This is a genomic window from Methylomonas stagni (assembly GCF_050154735.1).
In the GTDB taxonomy this organism is placed as follows: Bacteria; Pseudomonadota; Gammaproteobacteria; order Methylococcales; family Methylomonadaceae; genus Methylomonas; species Methylomonas koyamae_A.
This window is the reverse complement of record NZ_CP189557.1, coordinates 4,072,487-4,090,706: the sequence shown is the minus strand read 5'-3', so window position 1 is coordinate 4,090,706 and position 18,220 is coordinate 4,072,487. Positions and strand designations below refer to the sequence as shown.

Here is an 18,220-nt window from a genome sequence, read left to right as displayed (position 1 = left end):
GTAAACTAATCGGCAATTACTCACGGTTTTCAGGCATGAACCCACGCACCGCCCAGGTCGAGCGCAACACGCTCGAAACCCAGATCACAGTCGCCGTCAATCTCGACGGAAACGGCAAGACCTCATTCCGGACCAGATTGCCGTTTTTGGATCACATGCTGGATCAGGTAGCCAGACACGGCTTGATAGACCTCGACATCGCATCTCACGGCGACTTGCACATTGACGCCCATCACAGCGTCGAAGATATCGGTATCACCTTGGGCCAAGCCTTCGCCCAGGCCCTGGGCGACAAGAAAGGCATTTTCCGCTATGGCCACGCGTACTGCCCGTTGGACGAATCGCTATCGCGCGTCGTAGTCGACTTTTCCGGCCGGCCCGGCCTGTTTTACGAAGTCGAGTTCAAACGGGCGCTGATCGGCAGCTTCGATGTCGATTTGCTCAAGGAGTTTTTCCAGGGATTCGTCAATCATGCCGGTGTCACGTTGCACATCGACAACCTTAAAGGCGGCAACGCCCACCATATTGCCGAGACCGTGTTCAAGGCATTCGGCCGCGCGATCAGAATGGCGATCAGCCACGACGAGCGCATGGCCGGCATCATGCCCTCCACCAAAGGCAGTCTATAATTCCGGCTTTCTCAGTCCAACCCGACCCCAAAACCTGTATCACATTATGTCGACAGTTGCCGTTATCGACTACGGAATGGGTAATCTGCATTCCATCGCCAAAGCGCTTCAGCATGCCGAACCGGCGACCGAGATTCGGGTGACCGCCGACCCGGCGATCATTACCGATGCCGACCGCGTCGTATTTCCAGGCGTTGGAGCCATTCGCGATTGCATGCAAGCCTTGAAAACCAGCGGTCTGGCCGATGTGATAGCCAGCGCGGCGGCCGAGAAGCCTCTGCTGGGTATTTGCCTGGGTATGCAAGCTCTGCTAACCGATAGCGAGGAAAACGACGGCGTGGCCTGCTTGGATGTGATTCAGGGTCGTGTTCGCCGTTTTGCCGACCATTTAACCGACGGTGCCGGCCAAGTGCTGAAAATTCCGCATATGGGCTGGAACCGAGTCCGCCAGCAGCCGCATCCACTTTGGGAAAGCATCCCGCAAGACAGCCGGTTTTATTTCGTTCACAGCTACTTTGCCGTACCCGACGTCTCCGAGCGGACGGCGGCAACGGCCGATTATCCGACTCCGTTCGCCTGCGCGTTGGCCCAGGACCGGATATTCGCCGTGCAATTTCACCCGGAAAAAGCCAGACCGTCGGCCTGCAATTGTTGCAAAACTTTTTGCATTGGGACGGAACCGCCTGATTTCCAGCCTCGATGTAACTACAGACCCAGTGATTTAACCTCCGAGATTGAACTATGTTGCTGATACCCGCAATTGACTTGAAAGAAGGGAAGTGTGTGCGTTTGCGTCAAGGTCGTATGGAAGACGACACCGTATTTTCGGAAGACCCGGTCGCGGTGGCCGGACGCTGGGTAGAAGCCGGCGCCAAACGCTTGCATTTGGTGGATCTGGACGGCGCCTTCGCCGGCCGACCGAAAAATGCCGAAATCATCCACGCCATCGTCGAAGCCTATCCGGAGGTGCCGGTGCAAATCGGCGGCGGCATCCGCGACGAAGACACGATTCAAGCCTATCTGGAAGCCGGCGTGCAATACGTTATCATCGGCACCAAGGCGGTCAGCGAACCGCACTTCGTCCGCGACGTCGCGATCGAGTTTCCGGGACATATCATCATAGGCCTCGACGCCAAGGACGGCCGGGTCGCGATCGACGGCTGGTCGAAGCTGTCGCGGCACGATGTTATCGACCTGGCGCAAAAATTCGAAGCCAACGGTGTCTCGGCGATCATTTATACCGATATTTCCCGCGACGGCATGATGCAAGGCGTTAATGTCGAAGCCACCGCGAAACTAGCTCGCGCCGTGAATATCCCGATCATCGCCTCCGGCGGCATTACCAATCTGGACGATATTCGCGCGCTCGGCGAGGTGGCTCACGAAGGCATCATGGGTGCGATCACCGGTCGAGCGATTTACGAAGGCACGTTGGATTTCGCCGAAGGCGAGAAACTGGCCGAATCCTTCAGTGGCGCCGATCTTTAATCGAAGCAGCATGAGCCTAGCCAAACGCATCATTCCTTGCCTGGACGTCGATAACGGCCGTGTCGTCAAGGGCGTCAAATTCGTCGACATCCGCGACGCCGGCGATCCGGTGGAAATCGCCCGCCGCTACGACCGCGAGGGCGCCGACGAAATCACCTTCTTGGACATCACCGCCACCCACGACGACCGGGCGACGATGGTACACGTCGTCGAGAAAGTGGCCGGCGAGGTCTTCATCCCGCTGACTGTCGGCGGCGGCATTCGCGTCCTGGACGACATTCGCCGCATGTTGAATGCCGGCGCCGACAAAGTCGGCATTAACAGCGCGGCGGTATTCCGGCCGGAATTCGTCAAGGAAGCGGCGGACAAATTCGGCTCGCAATGCATCGTTGTGGCCATCGACGCCAAAAAAGTCAGTCAGGACGGCGCGGCGGACCGCTGGGAAATCTTCACCCACGGCGGCCGCAAACCGACCGGCATCGACGCGGTCGAATGGGCCGTCAAAATGCAAACCTACGGCGCCGGCGAAATCCTGCTGACCAGCATGGACCGCGACGGCACCAAGTCCGGCTTCGATTTGCCGCTGACCCGTGCCATTAGCGAAGCGGTACCGATTCCGGTGATCGCCTCCGGCGGCGTCGGCAACCTCGACCATCTGGCCGACGGCATCCTCGAAGGCAAGGCCGACGCGGTGCTGGCCGCCAGTATCTTCCACTTCGCCGAATACACGATAGAGCAAGCCAAGCGCCACATGCAGTCGCGCGGCATCGAGGTCAGACTGTGAGCGGCGCCTGGCTGGACGAAATCGCCTGGACCGAGGACGGCTTGGTACCGGTCATTGCCCAAGACCATCTTAGCGGCCGAATTTTGATGTTCGCCTGGATGAATCGGGAATCGCTGGCGCTTACCGAACAAGAAGGATTTGCGGTATACTGGTCGCGTTCTCGTCAGCGCTTGTGGCGCAAGGGCGAAGAATCGGGTCACCGGCAGAAAGTCCTCGATATCCAACTCGATTGCGATGCGGATGTGATCCTGATTAAAATCGAGCAGGAAGGCGGCATCGCCTGCCACACCGGCCGGGAGAGCTGCTTTTACCGAAGCCTGAAACACGGCGAATGGCAAGCCGTCGACCCGATCCTGAAAGACCCGAAAACCATCTACAAATAACCCATCACACGCCGGCATAGCTCAGCAGGTAGAGCAGCGCACTCGTAACGCGAAGGTCGTAGGTTCGATTCCTATTGCCGGCACCATTCAAGTGGTTGATTTGTAAAAATTTTCAACAAGATTGCCCGTCGAGTTGAAGCAACAGTCCGCAGCAAGGCGCAAATTTAGGCGCAGTGCTGCTTAACTTTGCTCAATGAGGTGGCGCAATGAACCCCAAAAAATTATCCAATTCGATTGAATTTTTCGTTGTTGGAGGTGTGTGATGGCCTACATCAGACCCTTGGCAAACGGAAACTTCCGCGCCGATGTCCGCATGAAAGGCATCGTCAAAAACAAAACCTTTCCTACCGAAAAGCTAGCTCAAGCCTGGGCGGATAAGATCGAACGCAGTATCAAGACGATTCCGAACCTGGAAGCAACCCAATTGATTGCGCTATCCGATACGGATATTGAGGCAATGGGCGGGGCGGAATTATTCGCACAACTGGGCGTCGATCTGTTCACCATACGCAATCAGGCCCGACTGGAGGCGATCAATGCCCTATCCAAGAAAGAGTTGTTGCAATTGTCACCGCAAGAAATCGAGAACATGGGCGGTGCTGAATTATTCCTGCAAGCCGGCAAGCGAATCCGATACAAAACTTTCCGCGAGGTCTGCGGCGAATACTTGTCCAAATGGAACAAAAAGGATTACCGCAACCAAATGGCAAGAGTCGGGTACTGGTGCGATATTTTCGGCGACCGCTTTATGACCGACCTGGATGTGTTCGACATCCGCGAACATATAGACAGCATGATCGACGACGACATACGCGGCACAACGATTAATCGTAAGAAAGCAGTGTTATCGAGCGTCTTCAAATACGCAGTGAGTCGGGGTTACGTCGATACCAATGTTGTTCGTGATGTCGTGGTTGAAAACGATACCAAGCAACGTGACCGCGTGTTGAGTGCCGAAGAGCGCCAACGGTTGTTGAATGCTTGCCGCGAATCGCATTGGGATAAGCTTTATCTTTTGGTGTTGATGGCAATGACTACCGGCGCTCGCAAAGGCGAGTTGTTAAAACTGCGCTGGTGCGACATCGATTTTAAAAATAACTCGACCTACTTAGCCGATACCAAAAACGGCGAAGCCAAAGAATTGCATTTCCCACCGGCTGTTATGACGGAATTGAAACGGTTGCAGGAAGTTGGTAGTGGCTTACTTTTCGCGGGTGGCAATCCATCTGAACCAATGGATTTTCGCAAGGCTTGGAACAAAGCTTTAAAAATGGCTGATATTTCCGAAAAGGATATTTTGAATCCAGACGGCAGCGTCAAGATCGAAAAATTCACCTTCCACTGTCTGCGGCATGGATTCTGTTCTGCATTGTCGGACTCCGGCAAGGAAATCAATCAAATTGCCAAGTTGGCAGGCCACAAGAGCATTCAGACCACCATGCGCTATATTCACCAAGGACGCGAACAAAAGCGTCAGATCGTGAACGAGTTAGCTCAAGCGTTCAGTTTATAATCCAGTTCTGGCCAGTCTATCCCGATGGGGAGAAAAGCGAAGGCATTACCCGCCTGACTGGCAATGATTTGGACTTGAATGGAGTGACTGCATGAATAAACCTAAAGGGATACCAGAATGGTTTAACCTGGATAACTATCAAACACTATCTACAATCTCCCCTTTGGAATGGTATGAAAACCTTCATAAAAGACGAATGTTTTTTACTTGGACAAAGATCGCTGAAAAGAATTGGATGGAAGGCCAAACTTGGCGAATTGAAGATGCTAAAAAACGGCGAATGGAGATCATCAATATAATTACTAAAAAACCAGTCATAAGCGTCCAACCCGACAAAAAACCTTTTGGACCTCGTAACACCTTAAAGCCACTATCAAATCGCGATGTCATCAATAATTATGACAAGTTAAGGGAGAGCGCACCTCCAGTATTTTTTGACTATCTGGAACTTGAGAAACAATCCAGAGACGCAGCTTATACCATGAGTTATAGAAATGATGAGCTGAAAAAATATTTTGATGATTACTGTGAACCTTGGGGATTCGGGAACGCAATCTTGTCTGTAGGGTTGCATGCAACCGATGAACATATAATTCAAGATTTTAAAATTTGGTTGGCAAAAACCAGGAAATTATTAGCGAAAGCGTCCGCAAAAAGAGTTTTCACCAACGCTGATTTTTCGGAATGGACTGAATACAAAATATTGCCTTACCTCGATTTACAGATTTGGAGCATATATTCAGGTTCTCGCATCACGCAAGCCATGATTGGTAATGCCATATTCCCGGATGAGCTTGATGTCGATACTACGGAAAGAATTCGAAAAACAACGAAAAAAAGGCTGAGTGGTTAATGAATCACTCGGTCATTGATGCCTTTGGTGTTCAGTTAAAAAAAGAACTTGACGGTAATAAAACGGAATAAAAAGTCTACTTTTTTGTTCCGGTAACAAAACGCCAATTAACCATACCGGTACAAATAAGCATAAATTTCGTCCCTCGTTGTTATCCAGTCGTTTTGATTTAATAGCCAAAAATTGTCAAACAACATGAGGCTATATCATGCAAGACCAACCCGCAGTGACTCTAACTGACTTGGTGCCATACCAGTCTGTCCCCGATAAATTCCCCCACTTGTACAGCCGCAAAAGCTGGCAATGGGCGGTCAAACAACGTCAACACAACGGGCTTGCTAAAGCCTTTCGCAAGGTCGGTAAGCAGCTTTTCGTAAATACCCAAGTTTTGGCTGAGTGCATCGATTCGCAGCTGGCGGATTGATTCGCATAACAAATGCGATGCAAAGCCAGTTCTGACGTGGCCCTTATTCGATAAGGCGTAAATCTAGGCGCAAATTTCCCGGTTTTTAACAAAAAGACTTCAACTCGACGGGCAAATCGATGGGAAATTGCGCCGATGATTCCTAGCTGATATGGCAAAGCGAAAGAACAAGCTGAAACTTGATTTTGATCAGCGCGGCGGGGTCATGGTGGTTTCTCGCGCGATGCGCGAATCCTTCGCCTACGAAACAATGCCGCCCGAGGCCAAGGTATTGATGGATTTACTACACATGCAGTGGCGCAACGAAAGAGCTGTTGCTTTTGGCGTTAGAGAAGCAGCCAAGAAAATCGGCTGTGCCGTCAATACCGCTTCCAAATCATTCAACGTTTTGCAGGAACGTGGATTTATCGTTTGTGAGAACGAATCCCTGTTCAACAGCAAGAGCGGCAGCAAAGCGCGCGAATGGCGTTTGACCTGGATGCCGTTCGAACACCGAAAACCGTCGCATGACTGGGAGGAATGGAACGCGAAAAACAAACCAACCGTATCAAATTGAAGCACACAAGCCAATTTTGCGTGCCGTTTTTTGAGACACAAAGTTCTGTGTAATCGGCTTGTGTCTTAAAAAGCAGTACGCAAATAGCCAAATTCAACAGCTTATGCAAACCCTGTTTGATTCATTTTGCGACACACCTACATTAACCATACCCCACCCATCAAGTTGAACTGGATACATGGCTAAACTCCAAAATCCCAACCGCGCCAAAATCCACCGTAATTATTCGGTCGAGGAAATCGCGACGTTGTATTCGGTACACAAAAATACCGTGCGTTTATGGATCAAAGACGGTCTGCTAACGATTGACCAGAAGCGCCCGATCCTGATCGCTGGTGCTGACCTTCGTAGTTACTGGCAGAACAAACGGTCAAGCCGAAAACGCAAATGCCAGCCCTATGAAATTTATTGCGTTCGCTGTCGAATTCCACAAACTCCCGCCGGAAACATGGCGGATTATGAACCGCTCAACGCTGACACCGGGCGATTGATTGGCATTTGCCCCGAATGCGACGGCATCATCAACAAGTTCGTCAAATGCGCCCAGTTAAACAAAATTCGCGGGCAATTAGACATCACGCACACGAAAGCACTGAAACACATAAACGAGAGTTCCAAACCCCTCGTAAACAGTGACTTCAACCAGTGAGATGAAACCATGACTAAATACAACGCTCATAACGAGCGCATTAAACGCCAATACTTTGCATTTCTGAAAGAAGCCAAGCGCCAAAATGAAAGCTCGGTCGATGCCGTTGCCAAGGCCATTAGTCGGTTCGAGTTATACAACAAATACCGCGATTTCAAGGCCTTTCATTTTGAACAGGCCGTCGGCTTCAAGCAACACCTTGCCCGGCAGAGCAACCAGCAAACTGGCAAGCCGATCAGTAAGGCAACGCTGCATTCCACGCTGGGCCAATTGAAAACGTTTTTCCAATGGCTCGCCATGCAAACGGGTTATAAATCCCGCATTAGCTACAGCGATGCGGAATATTTCAACCTGTCGGAAAAAGACGTGCGCATTGCCACGGCAAAACGACCTTCACCCGTACCGACCTTGGAGCAAATCAAACACGTTATCAAAGCCATGCCCAATCAAACCGACATCGAGCGCCGCAACCGTTCCTTGATTGCCTTCACCTTGTTGACCGGTGCCAGGGACAGCGCCATCGCGTCGATGAAGTTGAAACACATCGACATCGTTGGCAGCTGCGTGTTTCAGGATGCCCGAGAAGTCAAAACCAAATTCAGCAAAACCTTCACCACCTACTTTTTCCCGGTCGGTGACGATGTTTTGGAAATCATCATCAATTGGGTTCGCTACCTAAAAGACGAACTGCTCTGGGGTAATGATGATCCGCTGTTTCCTAAAACCCATGTGACTGTCAGCGAAACCAGAGGTTTTACAGCCGCTGGTTTGGCAAGGGCGCATTGGAGCAACGCAACACCGATACGCACCATTTTCCGCGAGGCGTTTGAAGCGGCGGGCTTGTCTTATTTCAACCCACATAGTTTTAGGAAAACCTTGGTCAATCTTGGACAGCAGATTTGCCAAACGCCCGAGGAATTCAAAGCCTGGAGCCAGAACCTAGGCCATGAGGATGTTATGACGACTTTGTACAGCTATGGCTATGTGCAGCAGAATCGGCAAGGCGAGATAATTGCAAGTCTGGGGCAACCCCGAGCCTCTTCAAGTCACAATGCGGATGAGATCGCGCAAGCGGTAATCAAGGCAATGGCGACACGCCGGATACCATTAGTTGAGCCATAGCAAATTGATGTGACTAATAGCCTTCAAGGTCAATCAATCGGGCTTATCTAAGGTTTGGTGGTATAGAATGCCCAACCCGGCGCAAAACACCTGATGATACCAATTTATGGAAGAATACGACCACAACGATCTGCTGCAAACCAACCTCAATGCACTCTCCGATGCGGAGTGTCGCAAGCTGCTGACGCTGTACATGACTCAGCAAAAACTGGGTTTATATTGGGAGCGCAACCAGATTGAACACGACCAGGCATTGAACAGCGATGCGGTTTTTTTACGCTTGGCAGACGAACACGGCGAGGCGTTATCCGTCGGCGATGCGCCGTATCAAAACCTGATCATCGAAGGTGACAACTTTGACGCCCTGCGCTGTTTGCGCGCCACCCACGCCAACAAAATCCGCGTGATCTACATCGACCCGCCTTACAACACCGGCAACAAGGATTGGGTATACAACGACCGTTATGTGAATAAGGACGACCGTTACAAGGCCTCGATGTGGCTGGAATTTCTGTATCGCCGCTTGCTACTGGCGCGGGATTTGTTGACCAGCGACGGCGTGATTCTGGTATCGATCAACGACGAAAACCGAGCCAAGCTGGAATTGCTGATGGACAAGATATTTGTTGGGATGCGGATTGGTAGTTTTATCTGGAAAAAGCGTCGGTCTAGTAATGCTGCTGGAGTTGAGCATTTTTATTCTTGCGATCATGAGCATGTTTTAGCTTATGGCGGTGCCTTGTTTGAGTTTTCTGGTTCAGCAAAGAATTGGGATAAATATGATCAATGGGACGAGCAAGCACAAGATTGGTGGACTTCTACCCAATTGACATTAGGTTTTAACAGAATTCAACGGCCTAACCTTTATTACCCATTACACAACCCTTCCACAGATATTTGGTATCCATGCGATGCAAACAGGGTATGGGCAAGGGCTTCGGAAGCCATACTGAAAGGTAAAGAAGTTAGAACCGAAAGCATGGAAGAGCTAATTCGGCGGAATGGGGTTAGCTTTCCAGAAGAAAAGCAGCCAGCATTCTATACCAGTATTCAAGAAATTGAACTTGCGATTGAGGCAGGGAATGCGCCAAGACATCTTGATACTCAACGAGACCTTTCATTTTGGGTGGGTAAACTTATTGGCTATGGTAAGCCACGGTTTAAAACCTACAAAAGTAAAGTACGGAGTGATTCTCAACCGTTATCAAGTTTGATTACGGAAGCTGGTAAATCTGAAGATTATGATGCCTCATTGCTAAGCTACTCTATTTCTACAGGGCTCACCAGTGAAGGAACTCGCGCCCTACGGGAGTTTTCGATAGCTGAATCCTTCCCTTATCCCAAACCGTTATCACTAATAAAAAATCTACTGCAACAAACCACACAGCCGAACGATATTGTGCTGGATTTCTTCGCCGGTTCCGGGACGACCGCGCAAGCCGTTTTGCAGTTGAACCAGGAAGACGACGGTAATCGCCGCTTTATTCTGGTTTCCAGCACCGAAGCGCCACCCAATGACCCGGACAATAAAAACCTGTGTCGGGATGTGTGCCGGGTGCGGGTGCAACGGGTGATCGAAGGCCATAACGCCATCACCGCCACCGGCGGTAATTTCGCCTATTGCCGTATCGCTAAAATTCCGCCGGCGGATGTGTTGCAGGATTTGGATGCCGCGCTGATCTGGCATCGGCTGTGTTTGCTCTATCGGCGCGAACTATTGGCGTATCCGGCACAGTCGCTCAATACGGTTTATCAAGACGCGGAAACGGCGGTGGTGTTTTGCCCTCATCTGGATGAACCAGCCATCAGCGAACTTAAAGCCTTGGCCGGCAAGCGCTTGGCGTTGTATTCCGACCGGCCCGACACGGCGGCGGAATTGCTTAGTCCCTTTGTCAGTGTGCAAAGCCTTTCGGCCATCGATGCCGTGTTGTCGGAACAGGGATAAGCGATGATCGATTTTTCCGTGGCGCAAAATGCGCCGGTGGTTGAAGAGGCCTTCCAAAGCCAAATCATCGATAGCATGAGCCAGCATTTGCTGAATTCCTCACTGCCAGCCTTGCTACGCGCCCCCACCGGTTCCGGTAAAACCCTGATGATGGGCCGGGTGCTGGAACGGCTATGCCAGCAGGATAGCTACTTGTGGTTGTGGTTTGTGCCGTTCGTCAATCTGGTGCAGCAAACCGAGGAAGCCATTACCGCCAATTGCCGGCATTTAAAGCCGTACCTGATGGCGACGGAACGCCAGTATGATCACAAAAACGGCGATGTGCTGATTGCCAATGCCCAGCAAGTGGCTAGCAAGTCCCAGCAACGCAAAATTTTTAATCCTGCCGACGAATTCACCCCGGCCATTTTTGCCTTGATCGAACGCGCCCGAGTCAACGGCTTGAAAATCGGCGTGGTGATCGACGAGGCGCATATTGGCGTCAGCAGTGAAACCGAGTTTGGCAAGTTTTGCCAGCAGCTTGCACCGGACAAGTTGATTCTGGCGACGGCAACACCGAAAGATCAAAAACTGAATCATTTTTTGGGTTATAGCGGCTTCACGGCGTTTGAAACCTTTATAGTGAGCCGCGATCAAGCGGTGGCGGCGCGTTTGAATAAACGCTACGTGGTGGCCTATGTGTATCGCGTCGGCGAACTATGGAAAAGCTTGGCGGATATTCGTAAATCGGTGTTAAGGCAGGCTTGGCAGCGCCATCTGGCCATCAAGCAACTATTGCAGTCGCATAATATCGCCACTGTGCCGCTATTGTTGGTTCAGGTGGAAAATGGCAAGGATACGACAACCGAAGCCTTCAAGTATTTGGTCGAACAATGCAAAGTGCCACATAGCGCGATTGGCGAACACAGCGCGGATAACCCCGACCCGGTGTTGATGGCGAATATCGCCAACGACATTCACAAAGAAGTATTGATTTTCAAGGAATCGGCTGGCACGGGCTTCGATGCGCCGCGCGCCTTTACCTTGGCCTCCATGAAAACCGTTGTCGATAGCGATTTTGCCACCCAGTTTGTCGGGCGCATTATGCGCGTGGATAGGCAGATAAGAAGCGCCATGTTGCAGCAAGAACTGCCGGACGATTTGCAAACCGCCTTTTTGTATTTAGCCAATGCCGACACTCAAGAGGGTTTTCAGCGGGCGCTGGATTTGCAAAAAATTCAAAGTGATTTGCAGGGATCACCGGAAAAATTGAATGCTCACGAAACCAGCAGCGGTCGAATCGTGATTACCAACCGCCCGATTCAGCAGTTGCCGATTTCACCCAATTTGCCATTGCCGTTGTTGGACAAAGAAAATTTTCCGAACCCGCAACCGGCGCTCACTAATCCATCGACGACACCTTATCCGATAAAGCAGGAAAGCTTATTTGCGAACGATGACGATGACTATGACTTGGCCGACGTTTCTCTGGCGGATGCGAAACCCAAATTCAAGCTGGAAGCATCGTTATCTAGCGAAGCCGAAATCCTCGGCGGCTATCAAGAAATCAATGTGGCTGTTTATTCGTTGAAGTCGAATTTGCCCTGTTTTCAACGCGCGTTAATGTCGGAAAAACGGCCTGCTCTGGATAAGTTGGATGTGATCGCGCGAACAGTGGCGGAGAAGCTGACTTATTCGGCGGATCAGTTTAAAACAGCCCTCAGCGCCGCCCGAGACAAAATCAGCGCTACCGAAGTTTCGACCGAATTGACCAGCCATAATAAGCTGGATGAAAAGGATGTCCGGTTGGCGTTGAATCGTGATCAATTGGCAAAAGATGCCAAACGCATTTTAAAAAGTCTGCCTCAGTTGGAAGAGGCCGATCATAAAATCTTGCTGGGCATTCTGGAAAAGCGTTTGCAATCGGACGTAAGACAATGGCTGGAGTTGGGCAATGACGCAGTGACGGATACCGAAGTCAAAGAAGCCTGCCGCGATGCAGCCCATGTTTTGATTATTCTGTTGCAACAAGAATTGATCGAGCGTATCAATCAAGAAATTGCCAATCAGGTCATTAGTTACACGGCGGAACCCTTGCCGGATGCAATGATTTTTCCGGCTGATATTGCGCTGAATCAGTCCGCTAAAAACATTTACGGCCACTATCCGCCCTCCAAGGAAAACATGGCGGAAGTCGAGCAAGTCTTGTTGATCGATGAACGGCGTTTTCTTGTCGATAGAGTGTATTTATTGCCGAATCAATCTGTTTATAGCGTCGGCTATTTCGATTACACCTATGCGCTGAACAATGAAGAGTTAATGTTTGCCAAAGCGCTGGATGTCGCCGATTTTGTTTTATGGTGGCACCGCAATCCCGACAGAAAACCGTACTCAACCAAAATTGTACGTGCCGACAAAGCGAATTATTTTTACCCGGATTTTGTGCTGTGCGTTAAATATTATTCGGATGCCGAGGCCAAGATTCGTTTGGTCGAAACCAAGGAAAACGTCAAGGATGCCATGAACAAAGCCGCGCGGCCTTCGGCGAGTTATGGCAAGGTCATTTTCCTGACACGCAATAATCAAAAGCTGCATATCGTCAATGACGATGGCTCGCTGGGGGTAACCGTGAGCGAGAATCTAGCCGAATTGCGGGAACAATTGAGGGAAACGGGGTATTGAGCATGGCATTGGAGTTTAACGACATCCTGCTTTACACCGACGCCCAAGGCAAGGTAAAGGTCGAAGTCATCTATGAAGACGAAACCTTCTGGCTGAGCCAAAAAAAGATGGCCGAGTTGTTTGATGTCAGCGTGCCGACCATCAACGAGCATTTGCAGAACATCTTTAAAACCAGCGAATTGCAGGAGTCGGCAACTATTCGGAAATTCCGAATGGTTCAACGTGAGGGGCAACGCGACGTAAACCGCAATATCGACTTTTATAACTTGGACGCCATCATCGCCGTCGGCTATCGCGTCAACAGCCATAGCGCCACCCAGTTTCGCATTTGGGCCACCGCTACGCTGAAAGAATTCATCATCAAAGGCTTTGTACTGGACGATGAACGCTTGAAGCAAGGCAAACGTTTTGGGAAGGATTATTTCGACGAGTTGCTGGAACGCATCCGCGAAATCCGTGCCAGCGAGCGGCGCTTTTATCAGAAAATCACCGACATTTACCGCGATTGCAGCATCGATTATTCGGCTAATGCCGAACAAACCCAGCAGTTTTATCAAACCGTGCAAAACAAGCTGGAATGGGCAATTACCGGCCAAACCGCACCCGAGTTGATCCACAGCCGCGCCAATGCCGAAGAGCCCAACATGGGGCTGCAAACCTGGAAGAATGCGCCAGAAGGCAAGATTTTAAAAAGCGATGTGTCGGTCGCGAAAAACTATTTGCAGGAAAAGGAACTCAAAGCGCTGGAGCGGATTGTATCGATGTATCTGGATTACGCGGAAAACCAAGCAGCCAGGCAAATTCCCATGAAAATGGCCGACTGGATTCAAAAACTGGATGCTTTCTTGCAATTTAACGAATATGACATTTTGCAAGACTCTGGCAAGATTAGCCGCACTGTCGCGGAAAAACTGGCGCATCAGGAATACGAGAAATTCCGCGTAATCCAAGACCGAACCTTCGAAAGCGATTTTGATAAAAGCGTTAAAAAAATGCTGAAAAAAATGATTGATTCAAGCCGCGTCGATTTGGTTGTTCAGTTTTCTTTGCTGGTAGCAGGCGAAGAGGATGATAACTTTAGTCGGCAACTGGGGCCAATTCACCTTATCAAATACCTTTATCTGGCTGACCTTTGCTATGCCAAACGTAACAACGGACAGCCGTTTACCGGTATTGATTGGCAGTTTTACAACTTCGGTCCTTGGTCTGTTGCGGCTCATGCTCGAATAGAACCGGCCCTAAATGCTATTCATGCCAGCAGATTGGAATTTCCGAGTGATTACGGAGACAAAAGCGAATGGGTAAGATGGTCTTTGCACGATAGCCGATTACTCGATGAAAAACGGCGTGCGCTTCCACCAACAATCACTAGCAATTTAACAAGCTATGTTCACAAGTTTGGTAAAGATACGCCGAGCTTGTTGGACTTTGTTTACAAAACGAAGCCTATGCTTTCCGCTGCACCCAACGAATATTTAGACCTTTCACTTGAAGTTGAAAGCAATCTAGCGACAGAGGTTGCTAAGCCTTCACTACGAATGGAAGACCTATCCAATAAAAAGAAAAAGGAACTACAGCAGAAAATGGCTGCATTGCGTGAACTACATAAACAACGTAAATCAGACGCGCCAAAGCTAATTAATCCAGTACCAAACCCAAGATTTGACGCGGTTTATCATGACGGTGTTACTTGGCTGGAATCTTTGTCCGGCGAACAACTTAATCCCGGCGAGGTTACGGTAGAGTTTTCAACAGATGTTTGGAAATCGACAACAAGGAAAGGTGAAGATGTACCCTGAAGATAGCTTACAGTCGATTGTTGCCCCAAGTCCTTGGTGGACAGCAAACGGGAGCAACAAACTTTGCCGGGGTGCGCTTGTTTTTTCTTTTGCTCCTCATGTTGATCAGGTTCCCTATACCTTCGAGCCGATTGGACGTAAATCCGCTACGGAACATGATTCAGCGATTGTTTCAGTCTCACCGTTGAAGGTAAGCCAACCATTAAAAACAACCGCGTTACCAGTTGCGGCAATGACGCTACATGAAGGTGAGGTTTGGGCGGCTTATCGAGCTAAGAAACGACCCTGCTTAGTTTTTAGTGCTGAGAGCTTATTAGTTGATAAATCGCTCACTCTAGGCAAGCCAAATCACGCTACAGCCCCGACATTTTTGGCTGCCCCGTTTTACGGTGTGGATAAAAACGTGAAACGCTCGGGATACAGCCCTGAATTTGTAGAGAGAGTCCGTCATTGTGAGTATCCACAATTTCATTGGGATAAATTGCCACTTGCCAACGGCCCAGACGAGTCCATTCTTAGAATGGATCATCTGCAACCGTTTGGTGCTCATCATGATGCCTACAAAGTATCCGATTACAAGCTCAGCTCGGATGCTATGGATATTCTGGATGATCTTCTCCGTTGGCTAGTGTGGGGTGGCGTACCCGAAGAAAGCATGATCTTGGCTTACAGAGAAATGATCGACTCGATTTATTAAACCGTAAGCTAAGGCGCAAATTTAGGCGCACATACCAAACGAACTGACTCAAGACCAATCAAAGTAAAACAACTTGAAACCATTGATAATTAAGGAATATACTCTAGTTTCACGTTGTTTCAATTCGTCTAATAAGCACTCGTAACGCGAAGGTCGTAGGTTCGATTCCTATTGCCGGCACCATTTAAGTCAATAAGTTATAAAGCCTTTGAGCCCGCTAGAATCAGTCCTGGGACATTGTCGGGACAGTTCAGAATAAAACACCCCAATAACAGACAATAAATGCCATCGTGCCGCCCCGCTATGACTCCCCACACGAATGGCTCGTCATTGATTAGGAGACCGCCATCGCATCCCCACTGCTTCAACGCTTTCAGAACATATCCAGTTCCAAATGTTGTAATCGACAGTTATCAGCCAGCATTTTTGCATGGGAACAGTCAACTTTCTGGCAGCTTTTGCCCGCGTCAAAACCGGTTTACAATCCGCGCTGCATCTTGGCTTACCCGTAACCTGTTGTGTAAGAGCTATTTCGGCGAAGTATCGTAGTTTTTCGACTATCCGTATGATACGCGCCCTGGCTCAAACTATTCGAATCCTGAAAGCTCGGTCGGCCCGTCAATATGCAGCGCCGACCTCAGTATTGGCCTGCTAGACTCCGACCAACTTCAACTCGGCTTCCCGGTACTTTTCGGCGCATTTGCGGCTGACTTCCTCGGGGAGTTTTGGGCCGGGGGCGGTTTTGTTCCAGTCGAGGGTTTCCAAGTAATCGCGCAAATATTGCTTGTCGAAGCTGGGTGGGCTAATGCCGACTTGGTATTGCTCGACCGGCCAGAAGCGCGACGAGTCTGGCGTCAGCGCTTCGTCGATCAAATAGACCTTGCCGCTGTCGTCCTGGCCGAATTCGAATTTGGTGTCGGCGATGATAATACCGCGCGCCAGCGCGTATTCGGCCGCGCTGCTGTAAAGCCGGATACTGACGTCGCGAATCTGGTCGGCGACCTCTATGCCGACCAGGTTAACGGTATCGGCAAAGCTGATGTTTTCGTCGTGAACGCCGACCTCGGCCTTACTCGAGGGCGTGTAGATCGGTTCGGGCAGTTGCTGCGCTTGTTGCAAGCCGGCAGGGAGCGCGATGCCGCAAACCTGGCCGGTGCGCTGGTAGTCTTTCCAGCCGGAACCGATCAGATAGCCTCGGACGATGGCCTCGATAGGCAATGGTTTGAGCCGTTTGACGATGATCGCCCGGCCCTCGACGGGTGCCCGCAAGGCCGGGTCCGGAATCACGTCGGCCAGTGACAAATCGTCGCTCAAATGGTTGGGAATGATGTCGCGCATCCGGGCGAACCAGAAGTTGGACACCCGTGTTAAGACTTGTCCCTTGCCCGGAATCGGGTCCGGCATGATCACATCGAAGGCCGACATCCGATCGGTCGTGACGATTAGCAAATGTTCTGCGTCGATTTCGTACATATCGCGGACCTTGCCGCGACCCAGCAGTTTAAGATGAGGCAGGTAAGATTCGTAAAGTGCGGCGGGGGCGGTCGTCATTGGTTTGGCGTGGTCTGCAGTGAATATTCGAAGATTTTACCATCAAGCGACGGAGCTAGGCAGCGCCGGCTTGGAGCGGCGAATAGAGAAACCAGTGGGGAGAGTAACGAAAAAGACCCGCCGCCCCGGAGTGAGGGGCAGCGGACAAGCACAGAGCTATGGAACGAACGGCTTAAAAAACAACGAGGAGGTACAACTAAAAACTAGGCGCGAAACGAGCCGTTGAAATCGAGGTTGCTCGAGATCGTGGCGGCTCCAAACAGCATCGTGGAAATCACGAATTCGCCGGACATAAAGCCAAACACGCCGGTCGTGAAAAACAGGCCGGTCAGAATGTCACGGTAAAGGTTTTTGGATGATTTCATTTGGACTCCTAGACTGAAACAGTCGAATGCAATGAACACGACTTCACTATAAGGCCCAAGCGTTTTATTTACAATACAGCAATCCGTAGATGCTTTGTTTCAAATTTGGATACAATGTTGCCATCAAGTTGTCATCTGTGCCAGATATAAATTGAATGTTGATGATTCGCAACAGAATAAGTTAGGTTGCGACCGGTATGATTCCGGCGTCCGCGCGTGGCCATTTGATTGACGGGCTAAATCCGAATCAGCGCCTGAAGCGCGGCGAGTTGGTGTTTGGGTAGCTTGACGCGCAACGTCACCGAATCGGCGAAATCTTGGTGGACAATAACGCCGTCCAGCTTTTTCAAATGGTAGTCCAGCATTTGGAGACGCGAGTAATCCAGGGATAGTTCGCACTCGGCGAATTCGATATGTTCAACGATTTGCGCGGCGTCGATGACCTGCTTGGCGAGACTGCCATAGGCGCGGGTCAAACCGCCGGCCCCCAGCTTGACGCCCCCGTAATAACGCACCACCGCGACGCACAGGTTGATTAATTGCTTACCGTCCAAGTGTTGAAAAATCGGCTTGCCGGCCGTGCCGCTGGGTTCGCCGGCATCGTTGCAGCGGCCGATCAGTCCGTCCGCTCCGAGAACTCGGTAGGCAAACGCGACGTGACTGGCGCCGGAATGTTGGACGCGCAAACGCTCTATAAACAGCAGCGCATCGCGTTCCCGGGAGCAGGGGCAAACGACGCCGATGAAACGCGATTTTTTGATGAGTTCTTCGACCGCCCATTCGGCGGCTACGGTTTTCACG

Annotated in this window: 18 protein-coding genes, 1 tRNA gene and 1 pseudogene; 16 read left to right on the top strand and 4 right to left on the bottom strand. The window is 50.5% G+C overall.

All coding sequences use genetic code 11. The annotated features are described in order from the left end of the window. The first annotated feature begins 35 nt into the window (after positions 1 to 35). The 11 genes and pseudogenes from hisB to ACP4CD_RS18810 all read left to right on the top strand — a co-directional run bounded on the left by hisB (position 36) and on the right by ACP4CD_RS18810 (position 7,279). On the top strand, positions 36 to 629 hold the full coding sequence (gene hisB / locus ACP4CD_RS18860; RefSeq protein WP_426992082.1) for an imidazoleglycerol-phosphate dehydratase HisB: 594 nt from the start codon (positions 36 to 38) through the stop codon (positions 627 to 629). 46 nt (positions 630 to 675) lie between these two features. Further along, positions 676 to 1,316, top strand: a pseudogene (gene hisH / locus ACP4CD_RS18855) (imidazole glycerol phosphate synthase subunit HisH). A gap of 54 nt (positions 1,317 to 1,370) precedes the next feature. Beyond that, the gene (gene hisA, locus ACP4CD_RS18850) at positions 1,371 to 2,117 is read left to right on the top strand and encodes a 1-(5-phosphoribosyl)-5-[(5-phosphoribosylamino)methylideneamino]imidazole-4-carboxamide isomerase (protein WP_064029231.1); all 747 of its coding nucleotides are present in this window, start codon (positions 1,371 to 1,373) and stop codon (positions 2,115 to 2,117) included. A gap of 10 nt (positions 2,118 to 2,127) precedes the next feature. Beyond that, positions 2,128 to 2,901: an imidazole glycerol phosphate synthase subunit HisF gene (gene hisF, locus ACP4CD_RS18845; protein ID WP_313730360.1), complete on the top strand. Its 774-nt coding sequence runs from the start codon at positions 2,128 to 2,130 to the stop codon at positions 2,899 to 2,901. Continuing rightward, on the top strand, positions 2,898 to 3,284 hold the full coding sequence (gene hisI, locus ACP4CD_RS18840) for a phosphoribosyl-AMP cyclohydrolase (RefSeq protein ID WP_426992081.1): 387 nt from the start codon (positions 2,898 to 2,900) through the stop codon (positions 3,282 to 3,284). Before hisF ends, hisI begins: the two co-directional genes overlap by 4 nt. Before the next feature lie 10 nt (positions 3,285 to 3,294). Beyond that, positions 3,295 to 3,370 (top strand) — tRNA-Thr (locus tag ACP4CD_RS18835). A gap of 176 nt (positions 3,371 to 3,546) precedes the next feature. Further along, on the top strand, positions 3,547 to 4,797 hold the full coding sequence (locus tag ACP4CD_RS18830; RefSeq protein WP_426992080.1) for a tyrosine-type recombinase/integrase: 1,251 nt from the start codon (positions 3,547 to 3,549) through the stop codon (positions 4,795 to 4,797). A 91-nt stretch (positions 4,798 to 4,888) separates the two neighbouring features. Beyond that, positions 4,889 to 5,650 (top strand): DUF6387 family protein, encoded by a 762-nt coding sequence (locus ACP4CD_RS18825; RefSeq protein ID WP_426992078.1) that lies wholly within the window; start codon positions 4,889 to 4,891, stop codon positions 5,648 to 5,650. Positions 5,651 to 5,858: 208 nt separating this feature from the next. After that, complete coding sequence (locus ACP4CD_RS18820) at positions 5,859 to 6,074, top strand: hypothetical protein (RefSeq protein ID WP_426992077.1); 216 nt, start codon at positions 5,859 to 5,861, stop codon at positions 6,072 to 6,074. A gap of 151 nt (positions 6,075 to 6,225) precedes the next feature. Continuing rightward, a complete protein-coding gene (locus ACP4CD_RS18815) occupies positions 6,226 to 6,630 on the top strand; it encodes a hypothetical protein (RefSeq protein ID WP_426992076.1) in 405 nt (134 codons plus the stop codon). A 178-nt stretch (positions 6,631 to 6,808) separates the two neighbouring features. Next, complete coding sequence (locus tag ACP4CD_RS18810) at positions 6,809 to 7,279, top strand: helix-turn-helix domain-containing protein (RefSeq protein WP_426992074.1); 471 nt, start codon at positions 6,809 to 6,811, stop codon at positions 7,277 to 7,279. 132 nt (positions 7,280 to 7,411) lie between these two features. Here ACP4CD_RS18810 and ACP4CD_RS18805 read toward each other — a convergent pair whose 3' ends face one another. Further along, positions 7,412 to 7,567: a hypothetical protein gene (locus tag ACP4CD_RS18805; protein WP_426992073.1), complete on the bottom strand. Its 156-nt coding sequence runs from the start codon at positions 7,565 to 7,567 to the stop codon at positions 7,412 to 7,414. Between the two features lie 9 nt (positions 7,568 to 7,576). Here ACP4CD_RS18805 and ACP4CD_RS18800 point away from each other — a divergent pair, with 9 nt between their 5' ends. The 5 genes from ACP4CD_RS18800 (at position 7,577) to ACP4CD_RS18780 (ending at position 15,503) form a co-directional block, all read left to right on the top strand. Further along, on the top strand, positions 7,577 to 8,401 hold the full coding sequence (locus tag ACP4CD_RS18800) for a tyrosine-type recombinase/integrase (RefSeq protein ID WP_426992072.1): 825 nt from the start codon (positions 7,577 to 7,579) through the stop codon (positions 8,399 to 8,401). A 106-nt stretch (positions 8,402 to 8,507) separates the two neighbouring features. Continuing rightward, positions 8,508 to 10,346, top strand: a complete 1,839-nt coding sequence (locus ACP4CD_RS18795; RefSeq protein WP_426992071.1) for a site-specific DNA-methyltransferase — start codon at positions 8,508 to 8,510, stop codon at positions 10,344 to 10,346. Positions 10,347 to 10,349: 3 nt separating this feature from the next. Then, on the top strand, positions 10,350 to 13,007 hold the full coding sequence (locus ACP4CD_RS18790; RefSeq protein ID WP_426992070.1) for a DEAD/DEAH box helicase: 2,658 nt from the start codon (positions 10,350 to 10,352) through the stop codon (positions 13,005 to 13,007). A gap of 2 nt (positions 13,008 to 13,009) precedes the next feature. Next, positions 13,010 to 14,806 (top strand): RhuM family protein, encoded by a 1,797-nt coding sequence (gene rhuM, locus ACP4CD_RS18785; RefSeq protein ID WP_426992068.1) that lies wholly within the window; start codon positions 13,010 to 13,012, stop codon positions 14,804 to 14,806. Continuing rightward, a complete protein-coding gene (locus tag ACP4CD_RS18780) occupies positions 14,796 to 15,503 on the top strand; it encodes a hypothetical protein (protein WP_168028335.1) in 708 nt (235 codons plus the stop codon). Before rhuM ends, ACP4CD_RS18780 begins: the two co-directional genes overlap by 11 nt. A 651-nt stretch (positions 15,504 to 16,154) precedes the next feature. Here the strand turns inward: ACP4CD_RS18780 and ACP4CD_RS18775 are convergent. The 3 genes from ACP4CD_RS18775 to ACP4CD_RS18765 all read right to left on the bottom strand — a co-directional run bounded on the left by ACP4CD_RS18775 (position 16,155) and on the right by ACP4CD_RS18765 (position 18,219). Next, complete coding sequence (locus ACP4CD_RS18775) at positions 16,155 to 17,054, bottom strand: phosphoribosylaminoimidazolesuccinocarboxamide synthase (RefSeq protein ID WP_426992066.1); 900 nt, start codon at positions 17,052 to 17,054, stop codon at positions 16,155 to 16,157. Between the two features lie 203 nt (positions 17,055 to 17,257). After that, positions 17,258 to 17,419: a hypothetical protein gene (locus tag ACP4CD_RS18770; RefSeq protein ID WP_168028338.1), complete on the bottom strand. Its 162-nt coding sequence runs from the start codon at positions 17,417 to 17,419 to the stop codon at positions 17,258 to 17,260. Between the two features lie 236 nt (positions 17,420 to 17,655). Then, the gene (locus ACP4CD_RS18765) at positions 17,656 to 18,219 is read right to left on the bottom strand and encodes an IMPACT family protein (RefSeq protein WP_313730352.1); all 564 of its coding nucleotides are present in this window, start codon (positions 18,217 to 18,219) and stop codon (positions 17,656 to 17,658) included. Position 18,220 lies beyond the last annotated feature (1 nt).